Origin of the sequence: Caulobacter flavus (genome assembly GCF_003722335.1) — a bacterium.
Classification (GTDB): Bacteria; Pseudomonadota; Alphaproteobacteria; order Caulobacterales; family Caulobacteraceae; genus Caulobacter; species Caulobacter flavus.
The window spans coordinates 1,465,047-1,480,968 of record NZ_CP026100.1 but is presented as its reverse complement, the minus strand read 5'-3'; the positions used below and the strand labels follow the sequence as shown (position 1 = coordinate 1,480,968).

The window sequence follows — 15,922 nt, the reverse complement described above, 5'->3', positions numbered from 1 at the left end:
GTCAGGCCCCCAGGGTCTGAGAGAAGGACTTGGCGAGGTCGCGGACCGCCTCGGGCGAGGTCTGGTCCAGGGTCCTGGCGGCGAGGTCGCGGCAGGCCTCCAGCGACAGCCCACGCACCAGCGCCTTCACTTCCGGCACGGCCGCGGCGGTGGCCGAAAGCTCGGTCACTCCCAGGCCCAGCAGCACCGGCACGGCGGCGAGGTCGGAGGCCAGGCCCCCGCAGACGCCCACCCAGCGCCCGTGCCTGGCCGCGCCCTTGCAGGTCTGGTCGATCATCCGCAGCACCGCCGGATGCAGGGCGTCGATGCGGGCGGCCAGCTCCGGATTGCCCCGGTCCATGGCCAGCACGTACTGGGTCAGGTCGTTGGTGCCGACCGACAGGAAGTCGGCCTCGGCGGCGATCAGGTCGGCGGTGACGGCGGCGGCCGGGGTCTCGATCATCACCCCCAGCTCGACGCGCTCGGCTATGCCCATCTCGCGCTTGGCCTCGTCGAGCACGGCGCGGACGGCGCGCAGCTCCGACAGGCTGCCGACCATGGGGACCATGATCTTGCATTGCCTCCCCTTCTGGCCCTGGGGCGGCTGGACGCGCAGGATGGCGCGGATCTGGGTCTTCAGAAGATGCGGCCGCCAGAGGCTGACGCGCACGCCGCGCAGGCCCAGCGCCGGGTTCTCCTCGGCCGGAATCGGCAGGTAGGGCGCGGCCTTGTCGCCGCCGACGTCGAGGGTGCGGACGATCAGCGGCCGGCCGTCCAGGGCCGAAGCGACGGCCTGGTACTGGCGGGCCTGCTCGTCCTCGTCGGGCGGGGTGTCGCGGTCGAGGAACAGGAACTCGGTGCGCAGCAGGCCCGAACCCTCGGCGCCGTTGGCGACGGCGGCCAGGGCGTCCTTCTCCGAGCCGACATTGGCGAACACCTCGATGCGCTCGCCGCAGGCGGTGCGGCTTTCCTGATGGGCGGCGGCCTTGGCGGCGGCGCGGCGCTCGTGGCGGGCGGCGATGGCGCTCTGGGCCTGGGCCAGGGCCTCGGCGTCGGGGGCCACGCGCAGGCGCCCGCCTTCGGCGTCGAGGATCAGGGCCGTGCCGTCGGAGATCTCCAGCGCCCCCTGTCCCACCGCGACCAGGGCCGGCAGGCCCATGGCCGCCGCCAGGATGGCCACGTGCGAGGTCGGGCCGCCGCGCGCGGTGGCGAAGCCGGCGACCTGGCTGGGATCCACGCCCATCAGCTGCGAAGGCAGAAGCTCGTCGGCCAGAAGGATCGCGCCGGCCGGCAGCACGCGGGCGGTCTCTTCCTCGCCGGTCAGGGCGCGCAGCACCTGGCGCTCGAGGTCGACCAGGTCGTCGACGCGTTCGGCCAGGCGGCGGTCGCCCAGGCCGCGCAGGGCCTCGACATAGCCGCCGACGGCGCGCCGCCAGGCGAAGCCCGCGCTCTTGCCCTCGCCGATCAGCTTGCGGGCCGCGGCGGTCAGTTCGGGATCTTCCAGGAAAGCCAGGTGGGCGCCGAGGATGGCCTTGCGGGCGCTGTCTCCCTTTGCGGCGGAGGCCTCGATACGGTCGCGGACGAGGCAGAGGGCGTCGTCCAGGGCGGCTAGTTCGGGGCTGGCGCCGGCGCCCGTCTCGACCACGACGATCTCGTCGGCGACCAGGCGCACGGCCTGGCCGATGGCCAGGCCCGGGGCGGCCAGCACCCCGCGCAGCACGCCCGGTTCGGCCGGTTCGGCGGCGGCGGCCGCGACGGGCGCGGCCTCCTCGGCGACGGGCGTGTCGTGGGCGCTCTCGCCCATGCCGCCCTCGATCAGTTCGGCTATGGCCGCCACGGCGAAGTCGGCGTCGACGCCCGAAGCGGCGATGGTGATGCGGTCGTGCAGACGGATGGCCAGAGACATCACCCCGACCGGGCTCTTGGCGCTGGCGCGGCGGTTGACGGCGACCAGCGCCACTTCGGCGGCGAACTTGCGGGCGGTCTCGGCGATGCGGGCGGCCGGACGGGCGTGGATGCCGTGCACCAGCGGCACGACCACCTCACGCGTCACCTCGCCCTCGCCGAGCACGACCGCGGCCTTGCCGCCGCCGGCCGGGACCAGCTCCATCAGGAAGCCGCCGACGCCGGTCTCGCGATCCTGTTCGCGGCGGACGATCGAGAAGGCGTCCAGATTGGTCACCACGATCGGGGTGATCAGGCTCTTGGCCTTGCGGGCCAGCAGGTCGAGATCGAAGCCGATCAGCGGGTCGCCGGCCTTCACCACCTGGCCTTCGGCGACGTGGACGGTGAAGCCCTCGCCGTCGAGCGCCACGGTCTCCAGGCCCACGTGCATCAGAATCTCGGCGCCGTTGTCGGCCCGCAGGGTGACGGCGTGGCGCGACCGGTGAACGGTAATCACCCGGCCATCGCATGGCGCGTGCAGCACCGACCCCGTCGGATCGATGGCCAGGCCGTCGCCCAGCATGCGTTCGGCGAAGACGGCGTCCGGCGTCTCGTCGAGCGGGGCGACCCACCCCTGGAGCGGCGCGGAAAGAACGAGGGTGGACACGTTGGAGAACTCTCGCCAGGGCGTAAAATATGGGGGGCGGATTACTGGCCGGCCGACGTCAGGGTGACGCGGTCGAGGGCGGGCATCGGATCGAGGCCCTTGGCGGTGAAGGAAAAGCAGAGGTCGTGGACGCCGTCGCGAGCCGGCAGCACGCCGCCGACCGTACCCAGGCCCGGGCCGCGACCGGCCTTGCCCAGCGGGATAGCGGCTATGCGTTCGCCCTCGCAGCCGCCGACGCGCACCTCCAGCTCGCCGTCGGGCGTGGCCGGCTTGCGCACCACGATCTGGTCCTTGGCCTTGCCGATCTGGAAGTTCCACGGCGTTTGGCCGACCCAGGCGGTCAGCTTCAGGCCCTTGGAGAGGTCGGCGCCCTTCCACACCCAGCAGGGCTTCATGACGTCGGTGGCGAAGATCGCCCGCTCGCCGTCACGGCCGTTTTCGGGCGCGTCGTCCTCGAACAGAAGCGGGATCGCATTGCCGCACAGCTCCAGCTGGCGGCTGACGCGCGTGTGCGCGGCCCACTCGGTCGCGGTCCAGGCGCGGGTGCGGCCCAGCGGCTGGCCGTCGAGGAAGCTGCGGGCCTTCAGGACCGTGCCGGCTTTCAGCGACAGCGCCTCGCCATAGGCCGGCGAGGCCGTGGTCGGCTCCGAACCGTCGGTGGTGTAGCGGATCTGACCCAGCTCGAGCCCGCTCTTCAGGCTGGCGGCGATCGCTCCGTCCTGGCCGGGACGCAGGCTCGCCTGCGGCTCGAACGGCGCGGTGTTGGCCTTGATCCCCAGCACCTTCAGGCGAGCCATCTGGGACGGCACGCGAGCGGCGAAGCCGTTCCAGTCGCGGCGCTCTTCCTGGGTCCAGGCGGTTTCCGACAGCGCCACCAGGCGCGGGAAGGCCATAAGCTGCACCCGCTCGTCGGTGCGGATGTGCTCGACCCACAGATTGGCCTGGACGCCCAGGATGTGCTTGCGCTGGTCGGCCGTCAGGGCGTCGGGCGCGGCGTCGAAATTGTAGACGTCCTTGAGGCTGCTGACCGTCATGCGGCCGGGCGGCTCGTCGAGCGAGGTGCTCTGGCGACGATCGAAATAGAGGGTCGGCTCGGGCGACAGCACGGTGTCGTGGCCCTGGCCGGCGGCGGCGATGGCCCCCTCGATCCCGCGCCACGACATCACCGTGGCGTTGGGGGCCAGGCCCCCTTCGAGAATCTCGTCCCAGCCGATCAGGCGGCGGCCGCGACCGTTGATGTGCTTTTCGACCCGCTGGATGAACCAGCTCTGCAGGCCGTGCTCGTCCTTGACGCCCAGCGCCTTGATCTTGGCCTGGATCGCCGCGCTTTCCTTCCACTGGTCCTTCACGGCCTCGTCGCCGCCGACGTGGATGTACTCGGACGGGAAGAGGTCCATCACCTCGTCGAGCACGTCGTTCAGGAAGCCGAAGGTCTCGTCGTCGACATTGTAGAGATAGGGGAAGATCCCCCAGTCGTGGCGGGCCAGCGCGGGCGGGTTGGGCGTCAGGCCCAGCTTCGGATAGGCCACGATCGGCGCCAGGGCGTGGCCCGGCATCTCGATCTCCGGAACGATGGTGACGTTGCGGGCCGCCGCGTAGGCGACGAGGTCGCGCACCTGGTCCTGGCTGTAGAAGCCGCCGTAGCGCACCGGCTTGCCGGTCTTGAGGTCACGGGCGGCCGCGCCGGCCGGCGTGCGCCAGGCCGAGACCTGCGTCAGCTTCGGGTACTTCTTGATCTCCAGCCGCCAGGCCTGGTCGTCTACCAGGTGCCAGTGCAGCGTATTGAGCTTGTGGGCGGCCATGCCGTCGATCAGCAGCTTGATCGTGTCGATCGACTGGTAGTGACGGGCGCTGTCGAGCATGAAGCCGCGCCAGGCAAAGCGCGGCGCGTCCTCGACCTGGGCGGCCGGCACGTCGACCGGCCCCTTGGCCTCGTCCTGCACCGCCAGCTGCCACAGGCTGATCGCGCCGTAGAACAGGCCGGCGCGCTTCTGGGCGGTGATCTTCACGCCGCCGGGGGCCACGTCGAGGCCGTAGCCTTCGCCGTCGGGGCCGCCCCGCACCAGCGAAATGGCCGCCTCGCCGGCGGCGGGCTCGCCCTCCACCACCGCCGGCCGGACGCCGCGGGCGCGATGCAGGAGGTCGGAAAGCTGCTGGGCCACGCTCCGCGCCTCGACGTCGCCCTTGGCCACGTGGATGCGGGTGGCGTCGCTCAGGCGGAAGCTGCCGTCCAGCGCCTGAGCCTTCACCGGCGCGGGCGTCAGGGTCAGGGGCTGCGCCGCCAGGGCCGGCGCGGCCAGGACGACGGAGGCGGCCGAGGCCAGGAACAGGGCGGCGCGACGAAATTCGTTCATGTGCGGGACGCTCTCACCGGCAGGCAGTCGGCAAAAAGGCGGGCGGGCCGGCCGTAACCGTCCCGCCCCAGCTCGCTGCTTGCAGTCAGGAGGGAAATGAGGGCGATCTGCGCGGCCTGGCGGGTCATGAGGGCGATCCTGAACCAAGCCGCGCGCGATGCAAATCAGCGGACTCCGAGACGCGTCGCGCGGAACGGCGCGCCTCGGGACCTGCAGGCCTTAGAAGGCGACGTTGAGGGTCGCCTGCAGCTTGCGGCCGGTGCGGTAGACGCCGCGCGGCAGCATGGTGGTGTTGGCGTAGGCGTAGTACTCGCTGTCCAGCAGGTTCTGCGCCGAGACCGACAGGTTGACGTTCTCGGTGAAGGCGTAGCCGGCCGTGGCGTCCAGGCCCTTGAAGGCGCGGACGAACATCTGGTCGCCGCGATCCAGGCCCGTGAAGTACTTCGAGCGCCAGTTGTAGGTCACCCGGGCCGAGAACGGACCGTTCTCGTAGAAGGGGCTGACGTTGATCTGGTGCTTGGAGTTGTAGGGCAGCGGCGAACCGCCGTCGGCTTCACCATCGGCGTAAGTGTAGTTGGCCAGCAGGCCGAAACCCATGCCGAAGGTCTGCTGGTAGGCCACCGCCAGGCCCTTGACCGTGGCCGAGCCGGCGTTGGTCGGACGGCTGATCTGGTAGGTGGTGATCGCGTTGCGCGCCTGGTTGAAGTGCTGCTCGGCGACCGTCTGCTGCAGGATGTAGTTGCTGATGTCCTTGTGGAAGACTTCAGCCGACAGGATGGCTTCCGGCGCGAAGTACCACTCCAGCGACGCGTTGACGTTGCTGGACTTGTACGGGTTCAGGTCCGGATTGCCGCCGCCGCCGGTCAGGATCTGGTCGGACAGCCAGAAGTAGTTCGACATGTCGGCGTAGTTCGGACGCGAGATGACCTGGGCCGCGGCGAAGCGGAACACGAGGTCTTCCTGCACGTCGACGATGACGTTCAGGCTGGGCAGGAAGTCCTCGTACTTCTTGGACCGCACCTTCCACGCCCAGTCGGCGGCGGTGGTGCCGCAGCCGGTGGCGGTCTGGTTGACGCAGGCGTAGCCGCCGCTGTCGGACTCGGTCTTCACGTAGCGCAGGCCGAAGTTGCCGCGCACGTTGTCGGCCTGGAAGTCGGCCTGGCCGTAGAGGGCGTTGATGGTTTCTTCGATGCCCCAGTTCTGGGCCGTGAACTCGGCGTTGCCGAACACCGTCGGGACCGGCTTGGCCTGCCACGGACGCAGGTAGCCGCCGCGGTCGATGTAGTCGGCGAGCGCCTTGCCGTCGATCTTGAAGCGGCTGCCCATCTGGTCGGTGACGCCGTCGAAGCCCTTCAGGTAGTTGCTGGGCACGATCGACGGGCTGAACTGCGAGGCGCTGGCCGGGTTGCCGTAGACCGAGACCGTCACGCCCGACATGGCCTGGGTGGTCTCGTGCTTGCGGTACTTGTAGCCGAACTGGACGCGCTTGATCACGCCCTCGAAGTCCTTGCCGAAGTCGAGCTGGCCGTAGGTTTCCTTGTCGGTGGTCGGCTTGGCGACGATGTTGCCGCCCCAGCCGGCGTTGTAGCCGGTCGGGCCCACCGAGGGATCGCCGCCGCCCCAGCCGCCGTCGAACGAGAACTTGCTGGCGTCGGCCAGCGGATTACCGTTGGCGGCGGGGTTGGTGTAGGTCAGCACGCCGGGCGCGCCCGGGCTGCCGGTGAAGTCGACGGTGTAGTCCGCCCAGTTCAGGAACTCCCCGTACAGCTGGCGCTTGGTGCCGCCGTCGGCCTTGGAGTAGCCGAGGTCGCCCGAGACGTCGAAGCCGTCACCCGCCCACTTGCCGTTGAAGTGGTAGGTGTCGGAGTTCAGTTCGGCCTCGCGGTACTGCACGTCCAGCACGCTGAGCGCGTTCTTGAACGAGGCCTTGCGGATGACGTTGTCCTCGATCGTGATCGCGGTCAGCGCGCCCAGGCTGTTCCAGGTGTTGCCCTGGAAGGCGAACAGCGACTGGTTGGTGTTGTCGTAGGTCGCCTTGATCTTCAGCCAGTCGAAGTTCAGTTCGAGGGCTTCGGTCGGACGCCATTGCACCGCGGCGGTATAGCTGTCGCGGACGCGCTCCTGCTCGAAGTAGGAGACCGACAGCGAGTTCACGCCGCGGGCGTTCGGGTTGGCCGCCAGGGTGGTGGCGCAGGTCCCGGTGCAGTTGCCGTTGGTGATCGAGCTGACCGGGTTTTCCGGGTTGCCGCCATTATAGTAGCTGGCCGGAATGGTGCCGTAGGACTCGATGCCGTCGCGACGCAGCTGGTCCTTGGCGTGCTGGGCCGAGACCGCGATGCCGAAGGTCTGGTCGGCGTTCTTCCAGCTGCCCAGGAACGACACCTGCGGGTCGGACTTCTTGGAGCGGTCGTTGTAGAGGTAGCTCAGCGAGCCCTGCAGGGTCAGCGCCTTCAGATCCAGCGGCTTGCGGGTGTTGACGATGACCGTGCCGCCGATGCTGCCCTCGTCGATACGGGCTTCCGGCGACTTGTACACTTCGACCTTGCCGACGATCTGCGGCGCCAGCAGGGCGTAGTTGAACGTGCGGCCGGGCTGATCAAGGATGAACCAGTCGGCCGAGGCGACCGTCTGGCCGTTCAGCAGAGTGCGGTTCAAGGCCGGATCCGTCCCCAGGATCGAGACCTTTTCGCCCTGGCCGAACTGACGGTCGACAGTGACGCCCGGGACGATCGTCAGCGCTTCGGCGACGTTCGAGCTCGGGAACTTGCCGACGTCCTCGGCGGTGACCACGTCGACGATGGCGTCGGCGTTACGCTTGGATTGAATGGATTGCTGCAGCGACGCGCGAATGCCGGTGACGACCACCTCCTCGACGGAGGTCGATGTCTCCTGCGCCATCGCGGGCGCGGCGACCAATACGGCCAGCAAGCTGGCGGAAGCGGTCAAGACCGCCTTGTGGATGCTCTTCATAACTCGGCTTCTCCCCTTTGTGCCGGGCCATTGGGCCCGGAGCCGAACCCCAAAGCCCAATCTGATACCAATTTCTCGTGGCGAACCCGCTACGAGCGGTACTTCTCAGGCCTCGGAGTGTGACTGTGACGAAATTTTTGCACCTGACAAGACCTAAAAAGAACCAATTGCAGACCACGATATAATTGGTATGAAAATGGTCATGCACTGTTGCGCCGCCCTTTCCGAGGAGCGCATCCGGGCGATTGTTGGCCTGTCGGCTTTGGGCCAGGGGGTTGGGACGTGATGCAGTTCGCCGAAAAGATCGGACGCCTGGACGGCCACGGGCAGGACCACGCCCCGCTGTACAAGCAGCTGCAGCGCGCCCTGCGCGAGGCGATCCAGAAGAAGATCCTGTCGCCCGACGACGCCCTGCCGGCCGAGCGCGACCTTGCCGAAGAATTCAGCATCTCGCGCATCACCGTGCGCAAGGCGCTGGACGGCCTGGTCAGCGAGGGCCTGCTGACCCGCCGCCAGGGCGCGGGCACCTTTGTCGCCGCGCGGGTGGAGAAGAGCTTCTCCAAGCTGTCCTCGTTCACCGAGGACATGATCGCCCGCGGCCGCGTCCCGCACAGCGAGTGGATCAGCCGCAGCGAGGGCCAGGTCACGCCCGAGGAGTCGCTGACACTTGGCCTGTCGCCCGGCACGCCGGTCTACCGCTTCGCCCGCATCCGCTATGCCGACGGCGCGCCGATGGCCGTCGAGTACACCACCGTCGCCGCCTTCGCCCTGCCCTCCACCGAGGTGGTCGGCACCTCGCTCTACGAGGCGCTGGAGAAGACCGGCCACCGTCCGGCGCGCGCCCTGCAGCGGCTGCGCGCCATCCTGTTCGCCGCCGAGCAGGCCGACCTGCTGGGCGTGCCGCTGAAGGACGCGGGCCTGCTGATCGAGCGGCGCGGCTTCCTCAAGGACGGCCGCCCGGTGGAAGTGACCCAATCCTACTACCGCGGCGACGCCTACGACTTCGTGGCCGAACTGAACGCCCTGTCCTGATTACTTTGCAAAGGAAGCCGTCTTGGAGGCGACCGTCTTGACCCGACCCGAAGCGCAATCCCTCACCGCCGAGGCCACCCGCATGTTCCTCGAGGCGGGCGAGGCCTCGGCCGTGGTCGCGCGCCAGCTGGCGGCCAACGCGGACGTCGCGGCCGGGATCGGCGAGCGCCTGCGCGCCGCCCCGCCCCGGGCCGTGGTGACCTGCGCGCGCGGCTCCAGCGATCATGCCGCCACCTTCGCCAAGTACCTGATCGAGACCCGCACCGGCGTGCTGACCTCGTCGGCGGCGCTGTCGGTGTCGTCGGTCTACGCCGCCCAGCAGGACCTTGAGGGCGTGCTCTACATCGCCGTCTCGCAGTCGGGCAAAAGCCCCGACCTGCTGGCCGCCGTCGAGGCCGCCAAGGCCGGCGGCGCCTTCACCGTGGCCCTGGTCAACGACACGACCTCGCCGCTGGCCGCTCTGGCCGACGCGGTGCTGCCGCTGCACGCCGGCCCCGAGCTCAGTGTCGCGGCCACCAAGTCCTACATCGCCGCCCTGGCCGCCATCGTGCAGCTGGTCGCCGCCTGGACGCGGGACGACGCGCTGGCGGCCGCCCTGGAAACCCTGCCCGCCGGCCTGGAACAGGCCTGGAGCAAGGACTGGAGCGCCGGGATCGAAGCCCTGCGCGAGGCGACCAACCTCTATGTGCTGGGACGCGGCGTCGGCTTCGGCGTCGCCCAGGAGGCGGCCCTGAAGTTCAAGGAGACCTGCGGCCTGCACGCCGAGGCCTTCAGCGCCGCCGAGGTGCTGCACGGCCCCATGGCCCTGGTGAAGGACGGCTTCCCGGCCATCGTCCTGGCCCAGCACGACGAGACCTTCGACTCGACGATCGCGATGGCCAAAGGCCTGGCCGAGCGCGGCGCCGCCGTGCTGCTGGCCGGCGGCGAAGCTCCGGGAACGACAGCGCTGCCGACCGCGTCGGGCCATCCGGTGCTGGAGCCGATCCTGGCGGTGCAGAGCTTCTACCGCATGGCCGCCGGCCTGTCGGTGGCGCGCGGCTACGACCCCGACCGCCCGCCCCACCTCAACAAGGTGACGAAGACCGTCTGATGCCGACCGCCTCCCAAACCGCCCTGGTCAACGGCGCCGTCATGACGCCCGCCGGCGTCGCCGACGGCCGGGCCCTGCTGATCGAGGGCTCGACCATCGTCGGCCTGGTCGACCGCGCCGACGTCCCGGCCGGGGCGAGCGTCGAGGACATGGCCGGCGGCCTGCTGGTTCCCGGCTTCATCGACACCCAGGTCAACGGCGGCGGCGGCGTGCTGTTCAACGACGCCCCGACGGTGGAGACGATCGCCGCCATCGGCGCCGCCCACCGGCCGTTCGGCACGACCGGCTTCCTGCCCACCCTGATCAGCGACGACCTCGACGTGGTCGACGCGGCCATGCGGGCGACCGAGCAAGCGATCGAGGCAGGCGTTCCCGGCGTGCTGGGCGTGCACATCGAGGGCCCGTTCCTCAACGAACAGCGCAAGGGCATCCACGACGCCGACAAGTTCCGCGTGCTGGACGAGGCGGCCATCAAGCTGCTGTCGTCGCTGAAGCGCGGCCGCACGCTGGTGACCCTGGCGCCCGAGATGACCACGCCCGACATGGTCCGCCGCCTGGCGCAGGCCGGCGTCGTGGTTGCCGCCGGCCACACCAACGCCCGCTACGAGACGGTGAAGGCCGCGCTCGAGGCCGGCCTGACCGGCTTCACCCACCTGTTCAACGCCATGTCGCCGCTGACCAGCCGGGCGCCCGGCGCGGTGGGCGCGGCGCTGGAGAACCAGGACGCCTGGTGCGGGATCATCGTCGACGGCCGCCACGTCGACCCCGCCACCCTGCGCATCGCGCTGCGCACCCGGCCTCTGGACCGCTTCATGCTGGTCACCGACGCCATGCCCACCGTGGGCATGGCCGACAAACGGTTCGTGCTGCAGGGCCAGGCGATCACCGTCGAGGACGGCGTCTGCGTCGGCCCCGGCGGCACCCTGGCCGGCTCGGACCTCGACATGATCGGCGCGGTTCGCAACGCCGTCTCGATGCTGGGCCTGTCGCTGGAGGACGCGGTGATGACCGCTTCGAGCGCGCCCGCCGCGTTTCTCGGGCTGTCGGCCGCGCGCGGCGCGATCGCGCCGGGCAAGGCCGCCGACCTCGTGCTGCTGGACGGCGACCGGAACGTCGTGCGCACCTGGATCGACGGCCAGGGCTAGGTCGGGATCGGCAGCGCCGTCGTGAACTTGATCTGCTCCATCGCGAAGCTGGACGACACGTCGGTCAGCGGCGCGGTGGCGATCAGGCGCTTGTAGAAGCGGTCGTAGGCGGCGATGTCCTTGACCACCACCTTCAGCAGGTAGTCGACCTCGCCGGCCATCCGGTAGAACTCGACCACCTCGGGCAAAGCCCCCGCGCCCTTGGCGAAGGTGGCCAGCCAGTCCTCGTCGTGGCGGCCGGTCTTGACGGCCACGAACACGGTCAGCGGCAGGTCCAGGGCGTCGCGGTCGAGCAGGGCGACGCGGGCGGTGATGACGCCGGTGTCCTGCAGGCGCTTCAGCCGCTTCCAGCATGGGGTCTGCGACAGCCCTACCCGCTCGGCCAGGTCGGCGATCGAGACGGTGGCGTCCTCCTGGAGGATGGCGAGCAGGCGGCGGTCGATGGAATCGAGATCGATCATCTCGCTTCTTCGCATATCGGAGATGGGAATTCTCCCAGCCTGCGCCGCGCCGCCAAGATCGACAATGTCTTTCTCGCCGCCCGGGCGCATCCTCGCGGGCCTCGATCGAGGAGGGACCCGCGATGTTCGAGCTCTTCACCCGCCACCCGCGACAGGTCGGCGAGACCTATGGCGAGCACTTCGCCATGGCCTGGAGCTTCGGCCTGCCGATGGTGGCCGCCGGCCTGGCCTGCCTGGCGCACGGCGTGCTGCCGTTCCTGTTCGAGCGCACCGGCAGCGACTGCGTCAAGGCGCTGCACGCCCGCATGAAGGGACGCGGCGCGCCGCCGCCCGCGCTCGCCACCTTCCAGGCCTTCGACGCGGCCATCTGAACCGACGATCCTTCGGCCGGAAAGCGCTCGCGCCGGCGTTTCGTCCGTGGAGGGCGCATTTTCGGCCCCGCGCCGAATATCCGTCGTCTTTGCGCCCCGCCCTCTTGGCGGACCTTCGTTCCCCAGCCATGGTCCCCCGGCAGTCGGGAGGACAAGCATGAGTTTCTGGACGCGCCGCAAGGCGATCGACGGGGCGGCCGGCGGCCATGAGGGCCACGCGCTGAAGAAGACGCTGAGCTGGCCCCACCTGGTGGCCCTGGGCGTCGGGGCCATCGTCGGCACCGGCATCTACACCCTGACCGGCGTCGGCGCGGGCCTGGCCGGTCCCGGCGTGATCCTGTCGTTCCTGATCGCCGGCGCGGTCTGCGCCTGCGCGGCGCTGTGCTACGCCGAGCTGTCGACCATGATCCCCGCCTCGGGCAGCGCCTACACCTACAGCTACGTCGCCATGGGCGAGCCGGTGGCCTGGGTGATCGGCTGGAGCCTGATCCTCGAATACACCCTGGTCTGCGCCGCCGTGGCGGTGGGCTGGTCGGCCCACGCCCAGGGGCTTTTCAAGATGATCGGCACGCCCGACTTCCTGCTGGCCGGCCCGCACGCCGGCGGGATCATCAACCTGCCCGCGGTGATCATCTCGATGGCGGTGGCCGGCCTCCTGGCCCTGGGCACCCGCGAGAGCGCCACGGTCAACATGGTGCTGGTGGTGATCAAGATCGCGGCCCTGGCCGTGTTCGTGGCCCTGTGCCTGCCGGCCTTCGACGCCAGCCACTTCACCCCGTTCATGCCCAAGGGCTTCGCCGCCACGCCCGGCCCCGACGGCGTCAAGGTCGGCGTCATGGCCGCCGCCAGCCTGATCTTCTTCGCCTTCTACGGCTTCGACGCGGTGTCGACCGCCGCCGAGGAGACCAAGGACCCCAAGCGCGACCTGACCATCGGCATCGTCGGCTCCATGGCCGCCTGCACGGCCATCTACATGATCGTCGCCGCCGTCTCGATCGGCGCCTCGCGCACCGAGGTGTTCTCGGCCAGCGAAGCGCCGCTGGTGTTCATCCTCGAGACCCTGAAGCACCCGAAGCTCGCCGGCCTGGTGGCCCTGGCCGCGGTGATCGCCCTGCCGACCGTGATCCTGGCCTTCATGTACGGCCAGAGCCGCATCTTCTTCGTCATGGCCCGCGACGGCCTGCTGCCCCGCGCCCTGTCGCGGGTGAACGCCAAGACCGGCACGCCGGTGCTGATGACCCTGCTGACCGGCGTGCTGGCGGCGGTGCTTTCAGGCCTGCTGCCGCTGAAGGAGATCGCCGAGCTGGCCAACGCCGGCACCCTGGCCGCCTTCATCGCCGTCGGCGCCTCGGTCATCGTGCTGCGCCTGCGCGAGCCCCAGCGTCCCCGCGTGTTCTCGACCCCGGCCTGGCCGGTGGTGGCGTCCGGCGCGATCCTCGGCTGCCTCTACCTGTTCGCCAGCCTCCCGGCCAAGACGCAACACTACTTCTTCTACGCCCAGTTGATCGGGCTCGCGATATACTTCCTTTACGGCGTGCGACGCAGTGTCCTCGCGAAAGGTTCGTCATCCGCGAAGTAAGGTAGGCGCGGGGCGGGCTTGAGGGGTTTTCGATGACCAAGCTCGATCGCGCCCTGCGCACATGGCCCGTCGCGTTCGTCCTGGGCGCGGCTCTGCTGGTCACGGGATGCGGCGGAGGCGGCGGCGGGGGCGGTCCATCGACCGGCGTGACCACGCCGCCGCCCCCTCCGCCTCCGCCACCGCCACCGCCACCGCCGCCCCCTCCTCCACCCCCGCCGCCTCCGAGCGTCAGCGGCGCGGAGTACCAGCGCAGCTGGGGCCTGGCCGCCATCCACGCCAACGTCGCCTACGACGCGGGCCACACCGGCGCCGGGGTGACCGTCGCGGTCGTCGACACCGGGGTCGACCCGGCCCAGCCCGACCTCGCCGGCCGTCTGTCGGCGGCTTCCACCGACATCGTCGCCGGGCGCAACACGCCCTTCGACACCAGCCGCCACGGCACCCGCTCGGCCGGGATCATCGCCTCCAACTTCAATGGCGCCGGCACGATCGGCGTGGCCTACGGCTCGACCATCCTGTCGATCCGCGCCGACACCGTCTCGACCAATCCCGACTGCGCCGACTGCGTCTTCAACTCGACCAACCTGGCTCGGGCCATCGACTACGCCGTCGCCAACGGCGCCAAGGTGATCAACCTGTCGCTGGGCGGCGAGAGCCAGCTGGGCCCGACCTTCGAAGCCGCCCTTGCCCGCGCCACGGCCGCCGGCGTGGTCATCGCCGCCGCCTCCGGCAACGACGGCCTGGCCGATCCCAGCTGGCCGGCCCGCTACGCCGTCGATCCGCGCTACGCCGGGTCGGTGCTGGCCGTCGGCTCGGTGTCGCGCGCGGGGACGATGTCCAGCTTCTCCAACCGCGCCGGCGTCGCCGCCGAGGGCTACCTCGTCGCGCCCGGCGAAGACGTGATCACCGATTGCGACGGCGGCAGCTGCTGGCGGATCTCGGGCACCTCGTTCGCCGCCCCGCACGTCTCGGGCGCCCTGGCGCTGCTGCTGCAGGCCTTCCCCAACATTTCCGGCCGCGACGCGGTGTCGATCCTGCTGCGCACCGCCGCCGACCTCGGAACCACCGGCACGGACTCCACCTACGGCCGCGGCTCGCTGGACCTGACGCGGGCCTTCCAGCCGGTCGGGACCAGCAGCCTGGCGACCGGCGACGGCGCGGCGGTGATCCTCGACGACGGCCCGGCGCCGGGAACGAACGTGGCCGGCGCCTTCGGCAACGCGCTCGCGCGCACCAGCGCCCTGACGACGGTGCTGACCGACGACTACCACCGCCGCTTCGTGGTCGACCTGGCCGGAACCGTGCCCTCGTCCTCGCGCCGGGGCGTCGGCGACCTGCCGCCGGCCGTCGCCTCCAGCTCGGTCGTCCTGGGCGGACCGGCGCTGGCCGGCGCCGAGCTGGCGTTCAGCGCCGAGGGCCCGCTGTTCGAAGACATCCCCAACGCCAGCGCCCCCGACCTGCTGCTGGCGCCCCAGCCCATGCGCTCGGCGCGGATGCAGGCCGCCTTCGGCCGCTTCAGCTTCTCGACCTGGAAGGGCGAAGGCGGCGCCCCGGCCCCGTCCGGCCCGGAGGGACGCGACGCCTTCCGCATGGTCGCCCGCCCCGACCAGACCGTGCAGGCGGCCGTGCGCCTGGGCCGCTTCGCCTTGAGCGCCGAACAGGGCGAGGCCGAGCGTCGCCTGCCGCTGCGCACCACCGAGATCAAGGCCTCGCGCTACGTCTCGGCCACCGGCCAGACCTTGGTGGGCGGCGGGGTGCTCAGCCTCACCGCCGGCACGCTGGAAGAACCGCTGGGTCCGCTCGGCTCGTTCCTGGCGCCGGGCTCGACCTTCGCCCTGCCCTCGACCACCCGCTTCACGGCGGCCGCCTTCGACCTCTCGCCGCGCCCGGGCGTGACCCTGCGCGCCGAAGCCTCGATGGGCCGGATGGACGCGCGCGGCGGCCTTCTGGCCCTCGACGGCGCGGTCAGCGGCGCCTGGCGGCTGGCGGCGGCCGCCGACTGCGGGCTGATCGGCTGGTCCTGCGCCCAGCTCACCTTCGAGGTCAGCCAGCCCCTGCGCATCGAGGCCGGCCGCTTCACCACCACCCTGGCCGACGCCCCGCTGTCCTACGAGGATCCGCTGACCTATTCGACGCGGCGGTTCAGCGCCTCGCCGGACGGACGCGAGATCGACCTGCGCCTGGGCCTGGAGAAGGCCCTTGGCGGCGAGCGGCGGCTGACCGTGCGCGGCGGCCTGGCCCTGCAGCCCGGCCACGACGCCTCGGCCGATCCGGAGTTCAACCTGTCGGCCGCCTACCGCGCCCGCTTCTGACGGGCCTTCCATTCCGCCGCGCGCCGGCTAAAGTCGGCGAATAAAACGATCGTTTGACGCGACGAAACAACAGGAAGG

The 15,922-nt window shown here is 70.6% G+C and carries 10 protein-coding genes; 6 read left to right on the top strand and 4 right to left on the bottom strand.

Going from position 1 to position 15,922, the window contains the following annotated elements; translation table 11 throughout:
* Nucleotide 1: 1 nt before the first annotated feature.
* From ptsP to C1707_RS07020, 3 genes are all read right to left on the bottom strand, one after another.
* On the bottom strand, nt 2–2,530 hold the full coding sequence (gene ptsP, locus C1707_RS07030; protein ID WP_101711046.1) for a phosphoenolpyruvate--protein phosphotransferase: 2,529 nt from the start codon (nt 2,528–2,530) through the stop codon (nt 2–4).
* A 41-nt stretch (nt 2,531–2,571) separates the two neighbouring features.
* Nucleotides 2,572–4,884: a family 20 glycosylhydrolase gene (locus C1707_RS07025; protein WP_101711047.1), complete on the bottom strand. Its 2,313-nt coding sequence runs from the start codon at nt 4,882–4,884 to the stop codon at nt 2,572–2,574.
* A gap of 219 nt (nt 4,885–5,103) precedes the next feature.
* Nucleotides 5,104–7,854 carry a TonB-dependent receptor gene (locus C1707_RS07020; RefSeq protein ID WP_101711048.1) on the bottom strand — a complete coding sequence of 917 codons (2,751 nt, stop codon included), beginning with the start codon at nt 7,852–7,854 and terminating at the stop codon, nt 5,104–5,106.
* A 285-nt stretch (nt 7,855–8,139) separates the two neighbouring features.
* Between C1707_RS07020 and C1707_RS07015 the strand changes: the two genes are divergently transcribed.
* From C1707_RS07015 to nagA, 3 genes are read left to right on the top strand one after another with little or no spacing between them, the layout of a single operon-like run.
* Complete coding sequence (locus C1707_RS07015) at nt 8,140–8,886, top strand: GntR family transcriptional regulator (RefSeq protein WP_101711049.1); 747 nt, start codon at nt 8,140–8,142, stop codon at nt 8,884–8,886.
* A gap of 22 nt (nt 8,887–8,908) precedes the next feature.
* The gene (locus tag C1707_RS07010) at nt 8,909–9,976 is read left to right on the top strand and encodes an SIS domain-containing protein (RefSeq protein WP_101711050.1); all 1,068 of its coding nucleotides are present in this window, start codon (nt 8,909–8,911) and stop codon (nt 9,974–9,976) included.
* Nucleotides 9,976–11,121: an N-acetylglucosamine-6-phosphate deacetylase gene (gene nagA, locus C1707_RS07005; RefSeq protein WP_101711051.1), complete on the top strand. Its 1,146-nt coding sequence runs from the start codon at nt 9,976–9,978 to the stop codon at nt 11,119–11,121. Before C1707_RS07010 ends, nagA begins: the two co-directional genes overlap by 1 nt.
* Here the strand turns inward: nagA and C1707_RS07000 are convergent.
* Entirely contained in the window at nt 11,118–11,582 is a 465-nt protein-coding gene (locus C1707_RS07000; RefSeq protein WP_476695750.1) for an Lrp/AsnC family transcriptional regulator, read from the bottom strand. The two genes, nagA and C1707_RS07000, sit on opposite strands and share 4 nt — an antisense overlap.
* 122 nt (nt 11,583–11,704) lie before the next feature.
* On the opposite strand from C1707_RS07000, the gene C1707_RS06995 reads away from it, so the two are divergent.
* From C1707_RS06995 to C1707_RS06985, 3 genes are all read left to right on the top strand, one after another.
* Complete coding sequence (locus C1707_RS06995; RefSeq protein ID WP_101711053.1) at nt 11,705–11,953, top strand: DUF6356 family protein; 249 nt, start codon at nt 11,705–11,707, stop codon at nt 11,951–11,953.
* A gap of 157 nt (nt 11,954–12,110) precedes the next feature.
* Nucleotides 12,111–13,532, top strand: coding sequence for an amino acid permease (locus tag C1707_RS06990; protein WP_101711054.1), 1,422 nt, complete (start codon nt 12,111–12,113; stop codon nt 13,530–13,532).
* Nucleotides 13,533–13,564: 32 nt separating this feature from the next.
* Nucleotides 13,565–15,844, top strand: coding sequence for a S8 family peptidase (locus C1707_RS06985; RefSeq protein ID WP_101711055.1), 2,280 nt, complete (start codon nt 13,565–13,567; stop codon nt 15,842–15,844).
* Nucleotides 15,845–15,922: the final 78 nt, after the last annotated feature.

Bases quoted from the DNA above. Each gene is read 5' to 3' on its own strand.
- C1707_RS06990 (WP_101711054.1), top strand. From the start codon at position 12,111: ATGAGTTTCTGGACGCGCCGCAAGGCGATCGACGGGGCGGCCGGCGGC.
- nagA (WP_101711051.1), top strand. From the start codon at position 9,976: ATGCCGACCGCCTCCCAAACCGCCCTGGTCAACGGCGCCGTCATGACG.
- C1707_RS07025 (WP_101711047.1), bottom strand. From the start codon at position 4,884: ATGAACGAATTTCGTCGCGCCGCCCTGTTCCTGGCCTCGGCCGCCTCC.
- C1707_RS07015 (WP_101711049.1), top strand. From the start codon at position 8,140: ATGCAGTTCGCCGAAAAGATCGGACGCCTGGACGGCCACGGGCAGGAC.
- C1707_RS06985 (WP_101711055.1), top strand. From the start codon at position 13,565: ATGACCAAGCTCGATCGCGCCCTGCGCACATGGCCCGTCGCGTTCGTC.
- C1707_RS06995 (WP_101711053.1), top strand. From the start codon at position 11,705: ATGTTCGAGCTCTTCACCCGCCACCCGCGACAGGTCGGCGAGACCTAT.
- C1707_RS07020 (WP_101711048.1), bottom strand. From the start codon at position 7,854: ATGAAGAGCATCCACAAGGCGGTCTTGACCGCTTCCGCCAGCTTGCTG.
- C1707_RS07000 (WP_476695750.1), bottom strand. From the start codon at position 11,582: ATGATCGATCTCGATTCCATCGACCGCCGCCTGCTCGCCATCCTCCAG.